Raw genomic sequence first — 18,465 nt, forward strand, 5'->3', positions numbered from 1 at the left:
CGCCCCAGCCCCAGCCCCAGCGGGCCTTGAGGGCGGACCAGGCGCCACGCGCTCAGGCCGCGGCCAGCGCCTGCTCCACCGCCAGGGCCACCGTGGCCAGGCGGGCATCGTCGTCGCGCACCGAGGCCAGCATCAGGCCCACCGGCAGCTCGCCCTCGGCGTGGCAAGGCAGGCTGAAGGCGCAGCCATCCAGGTAATTGAAGGCAAAAGTGTTGCGCAGCAAGAGGCCATTGGCCTTGAAGAAGGCCTCGTCCGAGGCCTGCAGCGCCTCGATCTCCGGCGCCACGATGGGCACCGTGGGGCTGAGCACGGCGTCAAAGCCATCCAGGGCCTGGGTGACGCGGGCGATCCAGTCGGCGCGGTGGTCCAGCATGTCGAGGTACTCGCGGGCCAGCACCGGCGCGCCCAAGGCCATGCGGGCGGCCACACGCGGGTCGAACTGGTCGCGCGCACGGGCCAGGCGCTCGTGGTGCACGGCAAAGGCCTCGACGGGCGAGAAGCCGCCAGGTGCGTTCAGGCGCGGGATCTCGGCCAGCTCGGCCAAGGGGATCTCGATCAGCTGCGCGCCCGCCGCCGACAGGCGCGACAGGGTGCGTTGGTAAGCGCGGGCCACGGTCTCGTCCAGGCTGTCGAGCAGCACGGTCTGCGGCAAGGCCAGGCGCAGGCCGGCCAAGGGGCGCTTGGCCACGGCCAGGGGCGCATCCGACAGCACCGTGTCGACCGTCAGGCAGTCGCTCACGCTGCGCGTCATGGCACACACCGTGTCCAGGCTGCGCGACAGCTCCAGCGCGCCGCGGCGCGGCACCCGGCCCTGGCTGCTCTTGAAGCCGACCAGGCCGCACAGCGCGGCCGGGATGCGGATGGAGCCCCCGGTGTCCGAGCCCAGGCCGGCCACGGCCAGGCCCAACGCCACCGACACCGCCGCCCCCGAGGAGGAACCCCCGGGAATGCGCGCCACAGCGGCATCGGCCGGGTTGCGCGGCGTGCCGTAGTGGGGGTTGATGCCGACGCCGGAGAAGGCGAACTCGGTCATGTTGGTCTTGCCGATCAGGGCTGCGCCGCTGCCCCGCAGGCGGGCCACCACCGGCGCATCGGCCTGGGCGGCGGGCTCGCCACGGCAGACCACCGAGCCGGCCAGCGTGGTCTCGCCCGCCACGTCGTACAGGTCTTTGATGCTCACCGGCAGGCCCGCCAGCGGCCCCTGCGGCACGCCCGCGGCGCGCTGGGCGTCGGCGTGGCGGGCGGCAGCCAGCGCGGCCTCGGGGTACAGGCGGGTGAAGACATGGGCCGCTGCCGGGCCGGAGGCGCCGGCCAAGGCCTGTTCGACCACGGCTTCGCAGGTGGTCTGGCCTTGTTGCAGGCGCGACTGCAGGGACTCAAGAGTAGATGTCATGGCGTCAAAGGTGAGAGGAAAGAAGGGGCGTCGGGCCGGCGTGCATCAGGCCACCACGGGCAGGGTCTGCACCTGGTAGCGGTGCACGATGCTGCGTTGGCGACGCGGGTCGCGCAGCTCGATCTCCATCTGCGCGGCCGGGCGGATGCCCACGCCTTGTGCATTATGAATCGCCCCCAGGGTGCCGCAGGACAGGAAGCAGCCGTCCTGCGCGGAAGTGCCCAGGGGGCTGTCGGCGCACAGCGAAGCCAGCGGGCGGATCGAGCTCAGCGTGCCCTGCTGGTAGTCCACCCACTGGCCGTCTTCGAAGATGCGCGAGCGCAATTGCAGCTCGTCCTGGTAGGGTGCGACCTCGGCCCAGCGCCAGGCGGCGGCGGCGATGGGCTTGGGGCACATCTGCTTGGACACGGCCACCGAATAGGTCTCGACCTTGCGGTCGGTGTGGTCCGAGGCCACGGTCAGCCACCACTCGCCTTCGGCCCAGAACAGCAGGGGCTCGGCCTCGCCCGAGCTGTCCTCGCCCAGGGTTTCGATCAGCGGGGCCTGGGTCAGCAGGCTGGCGCTGGCGCGGTAGAACAAGGGCACCGAGGACGGGGCGGGCACGCCCAGCAGCTCCAACTCTTGGATGTGGTGGGCAATGGCCGCGCTGTCGCGCCCGGTCCAGCCAGCAATGATGAATTGACGCGGGAACACGGCGCGCACTTCGGTGCGCGGCAGGGCGGTGTCGAGGGCGCTTTCGCAGGCAAAAAGCAAAGGAGTGGACATGGCTAGGGCTCTCGTCTCAAAGAAGAGGATGAAAAAAAGGGGGGAAGTGAGCGCTCGGCCGCCCCGGCGGCGCGACCGAGCGCAGGGGCCCACAGCGGGCCCGTGGCGGGCTACATGAGCGCCGCCGGCAGCCACAGGGCAATGGCGGGGAACAGCATCAGCACGATGATGGCCAGCATGTAAACGAACATGAAGGGCATGACACCGGAGAACACATCGGTGATCGGCCCGGGCTGGCGCCGCATGCCTTGCAGCACATAGAGCACCGTGCCGTCGGGCGGGCTGATCATGGCGATCTCGACCAGCATGGTGATGACCACGCCAAACCAGATCGGGTCGTAGCCCAGGGCCTTGACCACCGGGAACAGCAGGGGGATGGTGGTGATCACCATCGACATGCCTTCCATGAAGGTGCCCAGCGCCAGGTAAAAGCCAATGATGACCAGCATGATGGCCCAGCCCGGCAAGGGCAGCGAAGTCAGGAACTTGGCCAGCATCTGCGGGATGCCCAGCGAGGACAGGATGTAGTTCAGGAAGTACGCGCCGAACAGGATGAGCGCGATCATCGAGGTGGTGCGCGCCGTGGAGCGCATGGACTCGCTCATCATCTTCCAGCTCAGTTTGCGGTCCACCAGCGACAGCACAATCGCCCCGGCCACGCCCAGCGCGGCGGACTCGGTGGGCGTGGCCCAGCCCGCGTAGATGGTGCCCAGCACCAGGCCGATCAGCAGCGCGGTCGGCACCAGGTCCGACAGGCTGGCCAGGCGCTGGGCCCAGCCCACCGAGGCGCCACCTGCGTCACCGTGCAGCTTGAGGCGGTAGCTGTAGAACAGGATGGTGAGCGTGAACAACAGCACCACCAGCACGCTGGGGCCAACGGCCGCCAGGTACAGCGCGCCCACCGAGGTCTCGGTGATCAGGCCATAGATGATGAAGGTGATGCCTGGCGGGATCAGGTTGCCCAGGGCACCGCCTGCCGCCAGTGACCCCAGTACGAGGCGCGGTGGGTAGTGGCTCTTCTCAAAGTAAGGCAAGGCCACCGAGCCCATGGTCGCCGCCGTCGCCACGCTGGAGCCGGCCACCGCCGAGAACACGCCGCAGGCCATGATGTTGGTGTGCAACAGGCCGCCGGGCAGGCGCCCCATCCACACGTTCAGGGCCCGGTACAGGCGCTCCGACAGACCGGCGCGCAGCATGATCTCGCCCATCAGCAGGAACAGCGGCACCGAGACCAGCACGAAGTTGGTCGAAGGGCCCCAGATCATCTCGCCGATGAAGTTCCAGAACGGTCGGTCCGACAGGCCAAAACCCGCCAGCAAAGACAGCATGGCCAGGGCCGCGCCGACGTAGATGCCGCCCGCGAAGAAGCCGACAAAGGCCACCAGCACGGCGGCCAGGGCCCACCAGGGCACGCTGGCGGCCGAAGCCGCGGCCGCGCCGCTGGCCGGGCCAAACAGCGAGGCCAGGCCGACCACGGCGCCCATGACCAGGATGAAGACGATGGCGATCATTTCTGCGCTCCCAAAGCGGGGGTGGGGGTGGGCACGGGTGGGCTCATGTGGGCTTGCGCCTCGGACACCGCCTCCAGGGTTTCGGCGGCCTCGTCTTCATAGGTTCGGGCCATCAACATGCGGTCCATCTGGTCGGCCTGGCCGGTGGCCAGTTGACGCAGCGAGCGCGCCAGCAAGGCCACGCCCGTCAACAGCAGCAGCACCAGGCCAGCGGCCCACAAGCCCTGTGGGATGACCATGGGCGTGCGCAGCGTGGAGAGGTCGGTGGCACCGAAGTCCCAGGAGTCTTTGGCCAGCGACAGCGCGCCATAGACAAAGAACAGGGACGCCACCAGCAAGGCGCTCAGCGACAGCAGGTGCAGCCAGACGCGGACCTTCAGCGGCAGCTTCTGCACCAGCACGTCGATGCGCACATGGCCGCGCTCGAACAAGGTGCCGGCCAGGCCCCAGCTCATGCCCACGGCCATCAGGTAGCCTGTGAGCTCGGTCGTGGCCTCGGTCGAGAAGCCCAGAAAGCGCCGCGCGGCAATGTCAAAACAGATCAGCACGGTGATCAGCAGATAGCACCAGCCCGCCACGGTCATCGCGTGGCGGCTGAGGGACTCCAACAGCCGGTACATGTCACTTGCCTGCGTACTTGATGCCAGTGATCGGGGCGATCACCTCGTTGTAGACCGCCGCGCAGCGGTCACCACAGCGCTTGATCCAGCCCGGCAGCACGTCTTCGCTCAGCTCTTTTTGCAGGGTGGCCAGCACATTGGCGTCGGGCTTGACCTCGACCATGGGCTTCTTCACCAGGGTGTGCAGCTTGCAGGCGTCGGCATGGCCCACGTTGCAGGCCACGCCGTCGTTGGTGGCGTCCACGCCGAGCTTCCACTGCGCTTCCTGCACCTCCGCCAGGGTCTTCTCCAGTTGGGCCCGCACCACCGGGTCGAGCTTGTTCCACCACGACAGGTTCACGAAGTAGCCCGAGGTCGACCAGGACAGGGGCATGGTGAACAAGTGGGTCGACACCTCGGTCCACTTGACGCCATTGCCCGAGCCAGCGCCGGTGATGCCGCAGTCCACCGTGCCGCGCTCCAGCGCGGTGTAGACCTCACCAAAGGCCAGCGACACGGGCTGGCCGCCCAAGGCCTTGACCAAGTCGGCGGCCGAGGGGCCGTTGGTGCGGACCTTCAGGCCCTTGAGGTCGGCCAGGCTGGTGATGGGCTTGCGGCAAAACAGCATCTGGCCCGAGAAGGGGTAGGTGGCGATCAGCTTGATGCCCAGGCGCTCCAGCTCCTTGTTGGCCACCGGCACCATGGCGTCGGCCACCTTGCGGGCCTGGCGGATGTCCGGGTTCATGCCGGCCAGGTCCACGCCGTCGAGCATGGGCACATCGCCCGACACGGTGGTCAGCGGGGCGGCGGCAATGTCCACCTGGCCCGAGCGCACCAGGCGCAGGACTTCAGGGCCGTTGACGTTGCGCTCAGGCCAGGACGAGAGGGTCACTTCCACACGGCCACCGGTGGCCTTGCTCAGGCCGTCACGCAGCAAGGGCTGGTCGACCCGGGTGTATTGCGGCAGGTTCGGCGCCACCTGGGTGATGGCCTGGATGGCGACCTTGGGGCCGGCCGGAAAGGCCTGGGCCGAGGCCAGCGAGGGCAGCAGGGTCGAGGCGGCCAGGATCACGGCCAAGGTGGTTGGTTTGAGTTTCATGGGAGCTCCAAGAGGACGGGGGGGTGAGGGGTCAATCTGTCAAAGAGGCCGGGGCGGCGGGGCCGCTAGCCGGTGGCCAGCTGGTGGTTCAACCAATCGGTCACCAACATGCAGCCCGGGGAGTGGGTGATGCACAAAGGGGGCCGGGTCGCCATGGCCACCGATTGCGGCGTCACGCCACAGGCCCAGAACACGGGGATCTCATCGGGCCCGATGTCCACCGGGTCGCCAAAGTCGGGCTGGGCCAGGTCGGCGATGCCAATCAGGTCGGGCCGCCCCAGGTGCACTGGCGCGCCATGCACCTGGGCAAAACGCGAAGTCACCTGCACCGCGCGGATCGCGTCGGCCGGCGTCATGGGCCGCATGGACACCACCATCGGGCCGGCAAACGGGCCGGCCGATTGGGTGGGCACGTTGGTGCGGTACATCGCCACGTTGCGGCCTTGCTGCACATGGCGCAGCGGGATGCCGGCCTCGATCAGGGCCTGCTCGAACGAGAAGGAGCAGCCCAGCACGAAGGTCACGAAGTCGTCCTGCCACAGCGCGGTCAGGTCCGAGGGCTGGTGCACCAGCATGCCGTCGCGCCAGACGCGGTAGCTCGGCACGTCACTGCGGATGTCGATGTCCTGCCCCAGGGTGGGCAGAAAAGGGTCGCCCGGTTCGGACACCGCCAGCAAAGGGCAGGACTTGGGATTGCGTTGGCAGAACAGCAAAAAATCGGCCGCCAGGGCCTGCGGCAGGATCATGAGATTGCCCTGCACCAAGCCTGGCGCCAGGCCTGAGGTGTGGCCTTGGTGTTCGCCCCGGCGAATCGGCTGGCGCGCCTGCCAGCCCAGGCTGGGCGCAGTGGTCAGCGCGCTCATGGCGTCACCTCGTGGTACTGGATCTCCAGCATCAGGCAGCCGCCGCGCGACAGAAAGGGCCCGTGCACGGCGCCCGGGGGGCGGCAGGCGTAGGTGGGTGCGCTGAAGGTCTCACCGCCCTGCCCTTGCGCATCGCAGCCCACAACCAAGTCGCCTTGCAGCAGGTAGACCTCTTCGCAGAAGTCGTGCACCACGGCACGGTCCAGCCAGGCCCCTGGCGACCAGCGCGCCAGCAGGGTGCGCGAGCCAGTGCGGCGCTCGGCGTCAAAGCTGTCGCGCAGCGTCAGTTCTTCGATGCGGCCGCTGCGCGAGGGCACGACCTGCCAGTCAGCGCTGGCCAGCAGCGGCTGCAGATCAAAGAATTCACGGTGCGGTAATGGCTTTGTGTCAGGGGCTGAACTGAAGGTCATGCGCCCAGTGTTGACGCGGGGCGATGCGGGGTCAAACGAGAAATTCTGGTGTCAACCGATAGGGATTTTTGATGCACCGCTGTGGCCCGCGCCGTGCACCACATCGGCCCGGGACCGCACTGAAACAGCGCGGCACGGCGGGTCGCACAAGGCGGGCTCAGGCGTCGAGCACGGGCAGGCTGCAGCGCGCCGTGAAGGCCTCGCTGGCCTCGCGCGCCATCATCACCAAGGCCTCGGCCACCGGCGAGGCCGGGTCCATGCGGACGCTGGCCACCAGCGGCAAGGGCGAGGGCGTGGGCTCCAGGTCCAACAGCACCAGGCGGCCTTCGAGCACGTCACGCTCGATCACGGGCAGCGGCAGCGGCGCGATGCCAAAGCCGGATCGGGTCAGGTCCACCATGGCCGCCAGCGACGAGAAGTAGCTCACCCGCAGGTCCGGGCAATCGGCCGCACTCTGAGCGATGTTGCGGTACACGCTGGACTCGCGGTGGAAGGAAATGATGGGATGGCGCGCGATGTCCTGGAAGCGCAGCCGCCCCGGCGGCAACTGGCTGGCCAGGCCCGGGCTGGTGGCCCAGCGCATGGCGTAGGTGGCGATGCGCCGGTTCTCGATGAAGCCGGGCGTGATCTCCTCGGACAGCAGGGCGCAGTCCAGGCTGCCGCGCAGCAGGTCGTCGCGCAGGCGCGGCGTGATGTCGGAGATCAGCTCCAGCGTGACCTTGGGGTAGCGCGCCACAAAACGCGACAGCAGATCAGGCAGCCAGGTGTGCACCACGGTCTCGATGGCGCCGATGCGCAACATGCCGGAAAACGCATCGGTCTGCCCCACGGCGGCCACCATGCGGGTCTGCAGCTCGATCATGCGCAGCGCGTACGGCATCAGCTCCGAGCCCTGGTAGGTCAGGGTGATGGCGCGGCGCTCACGCTCGAACAGGCGCACGCCAAACTGCTCTTCCAGCGTGGCGATGCGGCTGGAAATGCCCGCTTGGGTGGTGTGCAGTTTGTCGGCAGCGGCCTTGAAGCTGCCCAGCTTGGCGACCCACACAAAGGCTTCGAGAAAACGCACGTTCATGCGCGCAGTCTAACCACCCGCGGGCCACGCCAAAGCCGGGTGGAACCAGGGGGTCTCAGGGCCCCAAGGTCTCGGTCGGTTGCCGTGATCGCCAAACGCTTGGCCGCCCTGGGGCGACCGCAGGTCAAAAAAGCCCGGGCAAGGGGATCGCAAGGCTCCGCACAGACCTGCCTGCCTGTACGGGGGCAGTTCCCTGCGCCAGCCCTGCCTGGGCTCGGCCATTCTGTGGCGTTGGCGTCAAGCGCTGTTATAGGGCGGGTAAACCGCCTGTACCAAAACCGGGGCCAGCGGGCCGCCACGCAGCGCCGCTGCGGCGCCGCCTCAACGCTGCGGCAGGCGCGGCGCGTGGGGATCGTTGGCCGCCGGTGTGTCGTGGACCTCGCGCACCTCGACATCGGTGATGTCGGTGGCGGCCGGGCGGTGAACCGCGGCCCCGGGGGCCCGGCGCATCACGTTGCCAAACTGCTGACCCAGGTCAAAGCGGTTGACCCAGGGGGTGACAGGGCGGCCCGTGAGGCGAGCCCAGGCGGCGCGCAAGGCCCAGCCCAGGGCCAGCAAAGCCAGGGCCGCGATCAGGCTGGCCACCAACACCAGAGCGGCTGCGACCAGCACCAGGCGCAACAGGAGTCGGGAGAGGGCGGACAGGGCTTGGGGAAGTCCGGTCATGAAGTCCTTTCAAAGTGGCAGAGCCCAGGGCGCGGCAGCGCACCGGGCTCAACACCCCTCAGATGGGGCGGCACCGAGAAAGTTCAAGCCAGGGGCTCAATGCACCGTGGGCCCGAAGCGGAACACCCCGGGCGCGACCACCGGGTCGACCTCGACCGGGATCACGTCCTTGGGCAGGAAGCGCCCTTCCAGCAGCAGCTTGGACAGCGGGTTCTCGATGCGCTGCTGGATGGCGCGCTTGAGCGGCCGGGCCCCGAACACCGGATCGAAACCGACCTTGGCCAATTCGGCCAGCGCTGCCGCCGAGACCTGCAGCGTCAGGTCCATGCGGGCCAGGCGCGCCTGCAGGATCTGCAGCTGGATCTTGGCGATGGACTCGATGTTCTTGGCATCCAGCGGGTGGAACACCACGGTCTCGTCGATGCGGTTCAGGAACTCGGGGCGGAAGTGGTTCTTCAGCTCGTCCCACACCGCATCCTTGATGTCCTCGTAGTCCTGCCCCACCATGGCCTGGATGTGGTGCGAGCCGATGTTGCTGGTCATCACGATGACGGTGTTCTTGAAGTCCACGGTGCGGCCCTGGCCGTCGGTGAGGCGACCATCGTCGAGCACCTGCAGCAGCACGTTGAACACATCGGGGTGGGCTTTTTCGACCTCGTCGAGCAGCACCACGCTGTAGGGCTTGCGGCGCACCGCCTCGGTCAGGTAGCCGCCTTCTTCGTAGCCCACATAGCCCGGGGGCGCGCCAATCAGGCGGGCCACCGAATGCTTCTCCATGAACTCGCTCATGTCGATGCGTATCAGGTGCTCCTCGGAGTCGAACAGGAAGCCTGCCAGCGCCTTGCACAGCTCGGTCTTGCCCACGCCCGTGGGGCCCAGGAACAAAAACGAGCCGGTCGGCCGGTTCGGGTCGGACAGGCCCGAGCGCGAGCGCCGGATGGCGTTGGCCACCGCGCCAATCGCCTCGTCCTGGCCCACCACGCGCTCGTGCAGCTTGTCTTCCATCTGCAGCAGCTTGTCTTTTTCGCCCTGCATCATCTTGGACACCGGGATGCCCGTGGCGCGGCTCACCACCTCGGCGATTTCTTCGGCGCCCACCTGGGTGCGCAGCAGGCGCGGGGCGTTGCTGCCGTCGGGCTTGACGCCCTTGCCGCTTTCCTTGGCCTGGGCTTCCTTGAGCTGCTTTTCCAGCACCGGCAGTTGGCCGTACTGCAACTCGGCCACCTTGTTGAAGTCGCCTTTGCGGGTCAGCTCTTCGATTTGCTGGCGCAGCTTGTCAATGGCTTCGCGCACCTGCTGGCTGCCCTGAGCCTGGGCTTTTTCGGCCTGCCAGATTTCCTCCAGGTCGGCGCTTTCGCGCTGGAGTTTTTCAATCTCCTCGGCAATCAGGTCCAGGCGCTTTTGCGAGGCCTCGTCGGTCTCTTTCTTCATCGCCTCGCGCTCGATCTGCAGCTGGATCAGGCGTCGGTCGAGCTTGTCCAGCACCTCGGGCTTGGAGTCGATTTCGATCTTGATCTTGGCCGCGGCCTCGTCGATCAGGTCGATGGCCTTGTCGGGCAGGAAGCGGTCGGTGATGTAGCGGTGGCTCAGTTCGGCCGCGGCCACGATGGCCGGGTCGGTGATGTCCACGCCATGGTGGACTTCGTACTTTTCTTGCAGGCCGCGCAGGATGGCGATGGTGGCCTCCACGGTGGGCTCGCCGACCAGGATCTTCTGGAAGCGGCGCTCCAGGGCGGCGTCTTTTTCGATGTACTTGCGGTACTCGTCCAGGGTGGTGGCGCCCACGCAGTGCAGCTCGCCACGCGCCAGCGCGGGCTTGAGCATGTTGCCGGCGTCCATCGCGCCTTCGGCTTTGCCGGCGCCCACCATGGTGTGCAGTTCGTCGATGAAGACGATGGTCTGGCCCTCGTCCTTGGCCAGTTCACTCAGCACGGTCTTGAGGCGCTCTTCAAAGTCGCCCCGGTACTTGGCGCCCGCCAGCAGCGAGGCCATGTCCAGCGACAGCACGCGCTTGCCCTTGAGCGAATCGGGCACCTCGCCGGCCACGATGCGTTGGGCCAGGCCTTCGACGATGGCGGTCTTGCCCACGCCGGGCTCGCCGATCAACACCGGGTTGTTCTTGCTGCGGCGCTGCAACACCTGGATGGCGCGGCGGATCTCATCGTCGCGGCCAATCACCGGGTCGAGCTTGCCCTGGCGGGCGCGCTCGGTGAGGTCCAGGCAGTATTTCTTGAGCGCCTCGCGCTGGCCCTCGGCCTCGGGGCTGTTGACACCCTGGCCACCGCGCACGACTTCGATGGTGGTCTCCAAGCTCTTGCGGCCCAGGCCGTGGCTGCGCGCCACATCGGCCAGGTCGATCTTGCTGTCGCACAGGGCCAGCAGGAACAGTTCGCTGGCGATGTACTGGTCGCCCCGCTTGATGGCTTCTTTTTCAGTCGCCTGGAACAGGTTGGCCAGGTCGCGGCTGACCTGCACCTGCTCCTGGCCCTGCACCTGGGGCAGGCGCTTGACGGCGGCCTCAGCGGCGCTTTGCAGGGCGCCCACGTTGACACCTGCGCGCTGCAGCAAGGCCTTGGGGCCCTCGTCCTGACGCAGCAAGGCCACCAGCAGGTGAGCGGGTTCGATGTAGGCGTGGTCGTTGCCCAAGGCCAGGCTTTGGGCCTCGCCCAGGGCTTCTTGGAACTTGGTGGTGAATTTGTCGATGCGCATGGGTGTGATCTCCAGATGCACAGGCAGCTTGTGGCCCTCGGAGGGTATTTCAAGGCCCCGCCCGGCGCCAGAGCCTGACTAAAATCAAAGCATGGACATCCACCAGCTGTCAGCGCAGTACCAGAAGGACCAGGACCGCATCCTGATGCGCTTCAACACCACCTCGCACGAAGAGTTGCGCGTGTGGCTGACCCGGGTGCTGCTGCGCGGCTGGTGGCCCCACCTGCGCGCCGCCGTGGCCAGCCTGGAGACGCGCGACCAACCCGACACCCCGCGCCACGAACGCGAACAGCAAAGTCGGCAACGCCGCGCCGAAGTCCTGGCCCAGGCCGACTTGGCCAGCCCCTTTGAAGAACGCGAGGCCACCTTGCCCCTGGGCAGCGCCCCGCTGCTGTTGACCGAGGTCAGCCAACAGCAGCACGACAACAAGCTATCGCTGTCCTTTGCCGAAAAGCTCGAGAACCCCAGCCAGCCGCCACGCGCTTTTGACCTGGAACTGGAGCTGCCCCTGCTGCACGGCCTGGTGCACTTGCTGGAGATGGCCCTGAGCCAAACCGACTGGGGCCTGCTGTCCGAAGGGGACGCCGAGCCCCTGGGGGCCGAGGTGGAAATCGAATCGGAAGGCGAAGCCAGCGCCCTGCCCCCGGTCAAGCCACGCTACCTGCACTGAGCCCGCCGCACGCCGGCCGGCCGCTGCGCCTCAGGCGTTGCGCGCTTCGATGCCCCAGCGCGCCAGCGCCGCGTCGTCACTGACACGGGCGTCGACCCAGCGGGCGCCTTGCGGGGTCGCCTCTTTCTTCCAGAACGGCGCCTGCGTCTTGAGGTAGTCCATCAAGAATTCACAAGCCTGAAAACTCTGGCCGCGGTGCGCCGAGCTGACCGCCACCAGCACGATCTGGTCGCCGGGTTGCAGCAGGCCCACCCGGTGCACCACGCGCGCGGCGAAGATGTCAAAGCGGCGCCGCGCCTCGTCAATCATGGCCTCGATGGCCTTCTCGGTCATGCCGGGGTAATGCTCCAGCTCCATCGACAACACGGGGGCGCCGTTGTTGCCTTCATAGCCCCCCCGCACCGTGCCGACAAAACTGCACACCGCGCCCACGCGGCGGTCATGCTGGCGCAGCGCGGCCAGTTCGGCGGAGACATCGAAGTCGGCGGTTTGGATGGCGGTACGGAGCAGGCTCATGGGCTGCATTTTGGCACTGCCCCCGCGGGTTTGCCGGCACAACGGGCCCGCGTGTTGGCCCGAGGGCCGCCGAGCCCGTCATGATGGAATCAAACAGCTTGCTCAGATTTTGATGAACTGGGTGGCAGACAAAGCGCCAAATGGCAGCTCCGACAAGCGCCCCCCGACCGCCAGCGTGCCAAGATCAACCGGAAAGTAACCGATGGCCTCCAGGAGCTGGCGAACTTCCGCTTTGGCTGGGGCATCGTCGCCGGCGTAGAACATGGCGCGCTGGCCGCCGGCGACTTGGGGCTGCCCCAATGCGTTCACGTCCAGGTGATTGAACGCCTTGACCACCCGGGCACCGGGCACCATTTCGCTGAAGACTTCGCTGGACGAGCGCCCGCCCAAGTCGATGGCCTTGATGCCATAGGCCGCCAGTGGATTGGTGGGGTCCTGGGCGTCTGGCGAATGGGGGTCCAGGAACGCCACGGGATTGGTGCCGTCAATCACGATGCGCCCCTTCCAGGCGGGCAGACTGCCCAAAGCCTGACTCAGGTCTGTCCAACGCACGGCGATGAGCACGATGTCTGCAGCGGCGGCCTCGGCCACGGTACCCGCCTGAATGGTGGGGCCCAGTTCCGCCACCAGTGTGGCCAGGGATTCAGGCCCGCGCCGGGTGGAAATGATGGCCGACAGGCCCTTGTTGGCCAATGCGCGAGCGACGTTGGAGCCCAAACCGCCAGAGCCAATGATGCCGAAGTTCATGATGATTGCCTTTGTGAATTGAAGTGGGTGAAAAGAAAGTGAGGGGAACGTGTGTCGTTTGAAGGTCGGGAATCCAGCTCAGCGCATTGGCAGACCAAGGCGACGAATTTCTGCTTCGCCCTTCGCCAGCGTGGCGCGGCTGGTGTGCACCGAGTAGCGTCCCGTCACCAAGTCGTGCGGGTGTGGGACGGCTGAGCCCAGCACAAAACTGGTGGTGTGGGTGGCCACAAAGTCGATGCTTTGACCGCTGGGCTCAAAAGCCACGAGCTCGCCTGCCGCAATGGCTTCGCTGGCCACCAGCGCGCCCTTGGCCACAGCCACCCAAGCCACGGTATGGCCCAGCGGCGGGGTGTAGGTCCAGCGCTGGCCTGCGTCCAGACGCACCGACAGATAGGTCATGCCCTCGGGTGCCGCCAGAGGGCTTTGTGCGGCGCCGTCAGTGCCCATCAGCACCCGCACAGGTCCTGCCTGGGGTACCTGTTCGGGCGCGAGGTACTGGCTGTGAGCTGGGGCGTTCTCCAGCACTTCGGGCAGGGCCACCCAGAGCTGAAAGCCCAGGCCAGGCGTGTGACCCACAGGTTCGCCGGCATGCCACACGCCATTGCCAGCACACATCCATTCGACGCCGCCAGCCCGCAGCAAGCCCGCTTGCCCCGTGCTGTCTTGGTAACGCACATCCCCTTCGTACAAGAACGTGAGGGTGGCGATGCCCGAGTGGGGATGCATGCCAAAACCCTGTCCCGCCATGCTCGGCTCGAAATGAAACAGATCCAGAAAGACAAAAGGCTTGAGCACCTGGCCCAGGTCGCCAGGGCTCATGAGCCGGGTGATGGGGCCGCGTGTGGTGCCAACGTGGCGGTGAGTGATCGCGCGTGGCACTGAAGCAGAAGCAGACATCACGAGAACCTTGGAGGTGTTGAACTGATGCCTGTAGCTTAAAAATGGATTGATTAATTGAATAGATGGTTCAATATGATTTCACTCGTCCAAAAATGCAACCAATGGAGCCCACCATGCTAGACCTGAACGACGTGGCCATCTTTGTGCAGGTGGTCCGATTTGGCAGCTTTGCCGAGGCCTCGCGCCGCCTGGGTGTGCCCCGAAACACGCTGAGCCGCCGGCTCCAGCAGCTTGAAGCTCAATTGGGAACCCGACTGATGCAGCGCTCCACCCGCCAGCTCACGCTCACCAGCGCGGGACAGGTGTTTCTGGAGCGCTGCAGCGGCGCAGTCGAAGGATTGATGGATGCAGGCGAGGAACTGTTGGCGGTGAACCAGGAGCCCGCTGGGCTGGTGCGGGTTGCGGCACCCGCTGATTTTTTTGATTTTTTCTCGATGGAATGGCTGAACGAGTTCCTGATCGCGCATCCCAAAGTGAGGGTGGAGTTTGTGTTGAGTGACGGGCGCGCCGACCTGATTGCGGAGAGGATTGATGTCGCCTTTCGGGGCGGCATCCTGGAGGACTCGGGCTTGTTTGCCCGCAAGGTGCTGGACGCCGGCACCGACGGTCTGGTGGCCAGCCCCGCTTACATCACCCGCCGGGGTGCTCCGACGACACTGCAAGACTTGCCCAACCACGATTGCCTCGTGTTCGGGCACCCCAGCGGCAAGGCCACCTGGCGTGTGGTGGGGCCAGGTGCAGAGTCGGCTGAAGTGCAGGTGGCGGGCCGGTTCAGCGGCAACACGGCGCAGGCCTTGCGCAAGGCCGCACTGGCGGGCCTGGGCATTGCGCTTTTACCCTCGACGCTGACACATCGGGACCTGCGCGCGGGTCGACTTGTGCCTGTGCTCCCTCAGTACCACCGGCAGGGCCACGGCGTGCACATGGTCTATCCCAGCAAGCACTACCTGCCACGAGCAGTGGCTGCCTTCATCGATCTGGTGATCCAAAAAATGGGGTCACTTCAAGAGCTTCCGCCGGAGCCCAACGGCTGAGCGGACATGGGCCGTCTGACCAAGTGGGGAGCACATGTGCGGCCCTGAAAGCGAGCGCCATGTTCGGCGAATTCACACAGCTTCACCCGATCGACACAGTGCCAGCCCGGGGTTCACAAAACCTCACCAGGAGGACATTCGCTTGTGACGGGGCGCGCTGAAGATCGGCGCACTGCCTGCGTCGGGCCTCTTGGCGCAGGCCCTGTGACACCTCTTCAGAAACCACCGCATGAAACGCCCTTCCAGCCTTGCCCACGACACCGCCGCCCTGAGCCGCCGCCACTGCCTGCTGGCCCTGACCAGCCTGGGCGCCAGCCCCTGGTTGACGGCCTGCGGGGCCAGTGACGGCAGCGCCAAAATCCGCCTGGTCAACGCCACCCAAGGCGTGACGCAGCTCAGCGCCTACCTGGACACCGACACCTTGGCCAGCGCCGTGACGGCCGCCGCGGCCAGCAGTTACCACGGCGCCGACCCCGACACCTACACCCTGGGCGTGCGCAGCACCGGCAGCGCGGTCAACAGCGTGGAAGCCTCGCTGACACTGGCCAAGGACAGCTACACCACCGTGGTGACCATGGGCACGCAGAGCTCCCTCACCACGACCGTCTACACCGAAAGCGAAAGCAGCCCCTCCAGCGGCTACGCCAAGCTGCGCCTGATCAACGGCCTGCAGATTGGCGACGCGGTCGACGTCTACGTGACCAGCACCACCACCACCGCACTGAGCAGCGAGACCGCCGCCATCAGCAACGTGACCGAGAGCAGCACCAGCGCCTTCCGCAGCATCACCAAAGGCACCTACAGCCTGTGGGTGACGGGCTATGGCGACAAAACCGACCTGCGCGCCTACGTGGCCAGCATCACCTTGGCCGACCAGGGCATTGAGACCCTGGTGCTGGCCCCCACGCACAGCGCCAAGCTGGCCGACATCGTGCGCCTGCCGCAGCAAAACACCGCCACCACGCTGGCCAACACGCTGACGCGGGTGCGCTTTGTCAACGCGGCGGCCTCGGGCACGGCCGCCACCCCGGCGGTGGACGGCAGCGCCGCCACCAGCTCGGCCATCGGCGGCTATGGCGTGTCGTCGTATGTGCAGTTGACCGCGGGCACGCGCACAGTGGCGTTCACCGCCGGGGGCAGTTCGGTGAGCAGCTCACTGACCTTGAGCGCGGGCTACGACATGACCTGCGCCTTGGTGCTGGACAGCGCCGGCAACCTGGCCATCGTCAGCCTGACCGATGACAACTTCCCGGCCACCAGCAGCACCAAGTCCAAGATCCGCCTGGTCAATCTGGCCTCGGCGGCGGGCAGCGCGCAGCTGACCTACAACGGGGGCTCACTGCTGAGTGACTACACGGCCGCGCGCAGCGCCTCCAGCTACACCAGCTTCACGGCGGGCGAGTACGACTTTGTGGTCAGCGCCAGCGGCGGCAGCAGCCTGACCCAGGCCAGCTACACCAGCGCCGCGCAGGCGGTGTATTCGGCCTTTGCCTTTGGCTCGTCCGCGATCAGCAAGTTCACCCTGCTGCAGGACCAGTGAGTCCGTGAGACGCCTCAGCCCAGGCGCTGCAGGGCCTGGGCCCAGCGCCCGGCCATGGCCGGTGAATTGAGGCAACTGCAGCGGTGGCCTGCGCTCCACACGGCACGCTCCATGAGTTGGATGTCTGCCTCGTGTTGGCGCGCCACATGCGGGTCCTCAAAGAAGACCACCTTCTCACAGGCCCCGTCCAGCACCAGCTCGGCGATCTGCGCGTCGCCCCCCAGCGGGCCGCTTTGGTAGCGTGTCACCCAGGCTTGGCTGGCGGGCCAGCCGCGCGACCAGGCCAGCTCGTTGAGCAAGCCCCCCGTGGTGCCGGTGGCCACCCGGGCCTCGTAGCGCGACAGCAAGTCAAAGTGCGCGTCGGCAAAAGCCACCATCTCGCGCTTGCGCGCGTCGTGGGCGATCAAGGCCACGGTCTGCTCTTCCAAGGCCAATGCCGGGGCCAGGCCGGCCACCTGCTCGGGCGGCAGGCCGGCGTTCAAGGCCTCGACCGCCACCCATTCCAGGGCGCCAGCCAGGGTCGGTACAAAAGGCTTGCCATGGGTCACGCACTGGCGCTTCAAGGCCTGGGCCTCGGGGAAGGTGGAGGACGGGTCCACCGGGTCCATCAGGAACACCACGCCGTCGAGTGCGTCACCGGGCAGCAAGCCTCCAGCCACCCGCGACACCACACGCATCAAGCCCCCTTCGCGCCCATTGGGCAGGCGATGCAGGCCGGGGTAGTCCAGCAGTTGCTCGTCGCGCAGCAAGGCGTCAAATGCGCCGCCCACCACGTACAGCTCCAGCTTCAAGGCGCGCAGCAAGGGCTCGCAGGCTTGCGCCCACTGGGTCAGGGCACTGCTCGCATGGTGGCGGTGCAGGCGATGCGCGATCAGGCCAAAGCGACGCGGGGCCAGGGGAAGGTCGGAGGAGGAGGACGCGGTCATGGAGGTCAAGAGGTGAGTAGCAAGCGGGCAAAGGCCCAGGCAGGCCCCGCAGGGGTCACAACGCCAAGGCGGCGGGCCGGCTCAAGGCGAGCGGTGCAGGCGCGGGGCCGACAGCGCGACGATCTGGTCGGCCACCACCTCGTCCACATTCTTCAGGCGCGGCGCACCCGGCGCCAGCAAGGCCGCTTGCAGGCGGCGCAAGTCGCCCACAGTGGGCGCGACCTTGATCTGGCCGATGGCGGCCTGGGCATTGCCTGCCTTGAGCAAGGCCATCACCTTGAGCGTCCATTCGTTGTTGTTTTTCGCCATGATTTCCTTTCAATCAGCCACCCCGCCAATGCGGGTAGCATTCGGCAGCACTTTAACGCCCCCAGCACCATGGCCACGCAAACCATCACCATCGACGGCTACAAGCTGTTCCCCTCGCCCCGCAACGAACACCGGGTGGTGTTTGAACACCAGCTCTTCCTGCCCTACCCCTATGCCCTGATCGATCTGCCCAGCTACAACCTGGGCGGCAAGTACAGCCTGTTTGCGGCCTGCCGCCTCAGCGACATGAAGATGGGGCAGATGGTGACCTTTGAGCAGCCCGAGGACGAGGCCCGCTTCAAAAGCCGTTTCGTCCCGGACTGAGCGCACCATGAGCCTGTCCATGGAAGACGAGAACCAGATCTGGGTGCCGCCCAGCTTCATCGCCGTGTTCAGCGACGCGCGCCAGCGCCTGCGCGAGCCCAGCGAGGTGGTTCGCCAGCGCTATGAGCTGTGTGAGGACCTGGCCAATCAGTTGGTGGAACATGCCCAGTTGCTCTACCACGCCCAGGCCCCGTCGGAGTCGGGCATCTTGCTGAGCCTGCACGCGGGCCTGCGCAGCCCGGACGCCGGCGTCAGCCCGGGCGAAGCCGACTGGGTGGTGAGCCGCCTGGCCGAGCTGTTGAACTGGGACTGCCCGGCCCTGCCGGCCGCCACCGATCCCGGCGCCACGGAAGTCGCGCCGGACAGCCCAGCGGGCTGAACGCCAAAGCCGCCAGCCGCAGCGCAGCGCGGC

Annotated in this window: 20 protein-coding genes; 5 read left to right on the forward strand and 15 right to left on the reverse strand. The window is 67.0% G+C overall.

Going from position 1 to position 18,465, the window contains the following annotated elements; genetic code table 11:
* Positions 1 to 52: 52 nt before the first annotated feature.
* From PSQ39_RS12760 to clpB, 10 genes are all read right to left on the reverse strand, one after another.
* Positions 53 to 1,393: an amidase gene (locus PSQ39_RS12760; RefSeq protein ID WP_273927188.1), complete on the reverse strand. Its 1,341-nt coding sequence runs from the start codon at positions 1,391 to 1,393 to the stop codon at positions 53 to 55.
* A gap of 45 nt (positions 1,394 to 1,438) precedes the next feature.
* Positions 1,439 to 2,158 carry a DUF2848 domain-containing protein gene (locus PSQ39_RS12765; RefSeq protein ID WP_273927189.1) on the reverse strand — a complete coding sequence of 240 codons (720 nt, stop codon included), beginning with the start codon at positions 2,156 to 2,158 and terminating at the stop codon, positions 1,439 to 1,441.
* Between the two features lie 110 nt (positions 2,159 to 2,268).
* Entirely contained in the window at positions 2,269 to 3,669 is a 1,401-nt protein-coding gene (locus PSQ39_RS12770) for a TRAP transporter large permease (protein WP_273927190.1), read from the reverse strand.
* The gene (locus PSQ39_RS12775; RefSeq protein ID WP_273927191.1) at positions 3,666 to 4,289 is read right to left on the reverse strand and encodes a TRAP transporter small permease subunit; all 624 of its coding nucleotides are present in this window, start codon (positions 4,287 to 4,289) and stop codon (positions 3,666 to 3,668) included. Before PSQ39_RS12775 ends, PSQ39_RS12770 begins: the two co-directional genes overlap by 4 nt.
* A 1-nt stretch (position 4,290) precedes the next feature.
* Positions 4,291 to 5,367, reverse strand: a complete 1,077-nt coding sequence (locus tag PSQ39_RS12780; protein WP_273927192.1) for a TRAP transporter substrate-binding protein — start codon at positions 5,365 to 5,367, stop codon at positions 4,291 to 4,293.
* A 65-nt stretch (positions 5,368 to 5,432) separates the two neighbouring features.
* A complete protein-coding gene (locus PSQ39_RS12785) occupies positions 5,433 to 6,230 on the reverse strand; it encodes a putative hydro-lyase (protein ID WP_273927193.1) in 798 nt (265 codons plus the stop codon).
* Positions 6,227 to 6,640 carry a cupin domain-containing protein gene (locus tag PSQ39_RS12790; RefSeq protein ID WP_273927194.1) on the reverse strand — a complete coding sequence of 138 codons (414 nt, stop codon included), beginning with the start codon at positions 6,638 to 6,640 and terminating at the stop codon, positions 6,227 to 6,229. Before PSQ39_RS12790 ends, PSQ39_RS12785 begins: the two co-directional genes overlap by 4 nt.
* A 157-nt stretch (positions 6,641 to 6,797) precedes the next feature.
* Entirely contained in the window at positions 6,798 to 7,712 is a 915-nt protein-coding gene (locus tag PSQ39_RS12795) for a LysR family transcriptional regulator (RefSeq protein ID WP_273927195.1), read from the reverse strand.
* Positions 7,713 to 8,033: 321 nt separating this feature from the next.
* Positions 8,034 to 8,378, reverse strand: coding sequence for a hypothetical protein (locus PSQ39_RS12800; protein ID WP_273927196.1), 345 nt, complete (start codon positions 8,376 to 8,378; stop codon positions 8,034 to 8,036).
* Positions 8,379 to 8,474: 96 nt separating this feature from the next.
* The gene (clpB, locus tag PSQ39_RS12805) at positions 8,475 to 11,087 is read right to left on the reverse strand and encodes an ATP-dependent chaperone ClpB (protein ID WP_273927197.1); all 2,613 of its coding nucleotides are present in this window, start codon (positions 11,085 to 11,087) and stop codon (positions 8,475 to 8,477) included.
* Positions 11,088 to 11,178: 91 nt separating this feature from the next.
* On the opposite strand from clpB, the gene PSQ39_RS12810 reads away from it, so the two are divergent.
* A complete protein-coding gene (locus PSQ39_RS12810; RefSeq protein WP_273927198.1) occupies positions 11,179 to 11,757 on the forward strand; it encodes a hypothetical protein in 579 nt (192 codons plus the stop codon).
* Between the two features lie 30 nt (positions 11,758 to 11,787).
* Here PSQ39_RS12810 and PSQ39_RS12815 read toward each other — a convergent pair whose 3' ends face one another.
* The 3 genes from PSQ39_RS12815 to PSQ39_RS12825 all read right to left on the reverse strand — a co-directional run bounded on the left by PSQ39_RS12815 (position 11,788) and on the right by PSQ39_RS12825 (position 13,917).
* Complete coding sequence (locus PSQ39_RS12815; protein WP_273927199.1) at positions 11,788 to 12,273, reverse strand: molybdenum cofactor biosynthesis protein MoaE; 486 nt, start codon at positions 12,271 to 12,273, stop codon at positions 11,788 to 11,790.
* A 102-nt stretch (positions 12,274 to 12,375) separates the two neighbouring features.
* Positions 12,376 to 13,020, reverse strand: coding sequence for an NADPH-dependent F420 reductase (locus tag PSQ39_RS12820; protein WP_273927200.1), 645 nt, complete (start codon positions 13,018 to 13,020; stop codon positions 12,376 to 12,378).
* A 78-nt stretch (positions 13,021 to 13,098) separates the two neighbouring features.
* Entirely contained in the window at positions 13,099 to 13,917 is an 819-nt protein-coding gene (locus PSQ39_RS12825) for a pirin family protein (RefSeq protein ID WP_273927201.1), read from the reverse strand.
* A 116-nt stretch (positions 13,918 to 14,033) separates the two neighbouring features.
* Here PSQ39_RS12825 and PSQ39_RS12830 point away from each other — a divergent pair, with 116 nt between their 5' ends.
* Together PSQ39_RS12830 and PSQ39_RS12835 are read left to right on the forward strand one after the other, a co-directional pair.
* Positions 14,034 to 14,954: a LysR family transcriptional regulator gene (locus PSQ39_RS12830; protein ID WP_273927202.1), complete on the forward strand. Its 921-nt coding sequence runs from the start codon at positions 14,034 to 14,036 to the stop codon at positions 14,952 to 14,954.
* Positions 14,955 to 15,183: 229 nt separating this feature from the next.
* Entirely contained in the window at positions 15,184 to 16,494 is a 1,311-nt protein-coding gene (locus PSQ39_RS12835) for a DUF4397 domain-containing protein (protein ID WP_273927203.1), read from the forward strand.
* A gap of 14 nt (positions 16,495 to 16,508) precedes the next feature.
* Here PSQ39_RS12835 and PSQ39_RS12840 read toward each other — a convergent pair whose 3' ends face one another.
* Entirely contained in the window at positions 16,509 to 17,420 is a 912-nt protein-coding gene (locus PSQ39_RS12840) for a methylglyoxal synthase (RefSeq protein ID WP_273927204.1), read from the reverse strand.
* A gap of 81 nt (positions 17,421 to 17,501) precedes the next feature.
* Positions 17,502 to 17,729 (reverse strand): hypothetical protein, encoded by a 228-nt coding sequence (locus PSQ39_RS12845; protein ID WP_273927205.1) that lies wholly within the window; start codon positions 17,727 to 17,729, stop codon positions 17,502 to 17,504.
* A gap of 69 nt (positions 17,730 to 17,798) precedes the next feature.
* Between PSQ39_RS12845 and PSQ39_RS12850 the strand changes: the two genes are divergently transcribed.
* Complete coding sequence (locus PSQ39_RS12850) at positions 17,799 to 18,053, forward strand: hypothetical protein (RefSeq protein WP_273927206.1); 255 nt, start codon at positions 17,799 to 17,801, stop codon at positions 18,051 to 18,053.
* A 19-nt stretch (positions 18,054 to 18,072) separates the two neighbouring features.
* Entirely contained in the window at positions 18,073 to 18,432 is a 360-nt protein-coding gene (locus PSQ39_RS12855) for a hypothetical protein (RefSeq protein WP_273927486.1), read from the forward strand.
* The last annotated feature ends 33 nt before the right edge of the window (positions 18,433 to 18,465 follow it).

The sequence above is a fragment of the Curvibacter microcysteis genome (assembly GCF_028649455.1).
Classification (GTDB): Bacteria; Pseudomonadota; Gammaproteobacteria; order Burkholderiales; family Burkholderiaceae_C; genus Curvibacter; species Curvibacter microcysteis.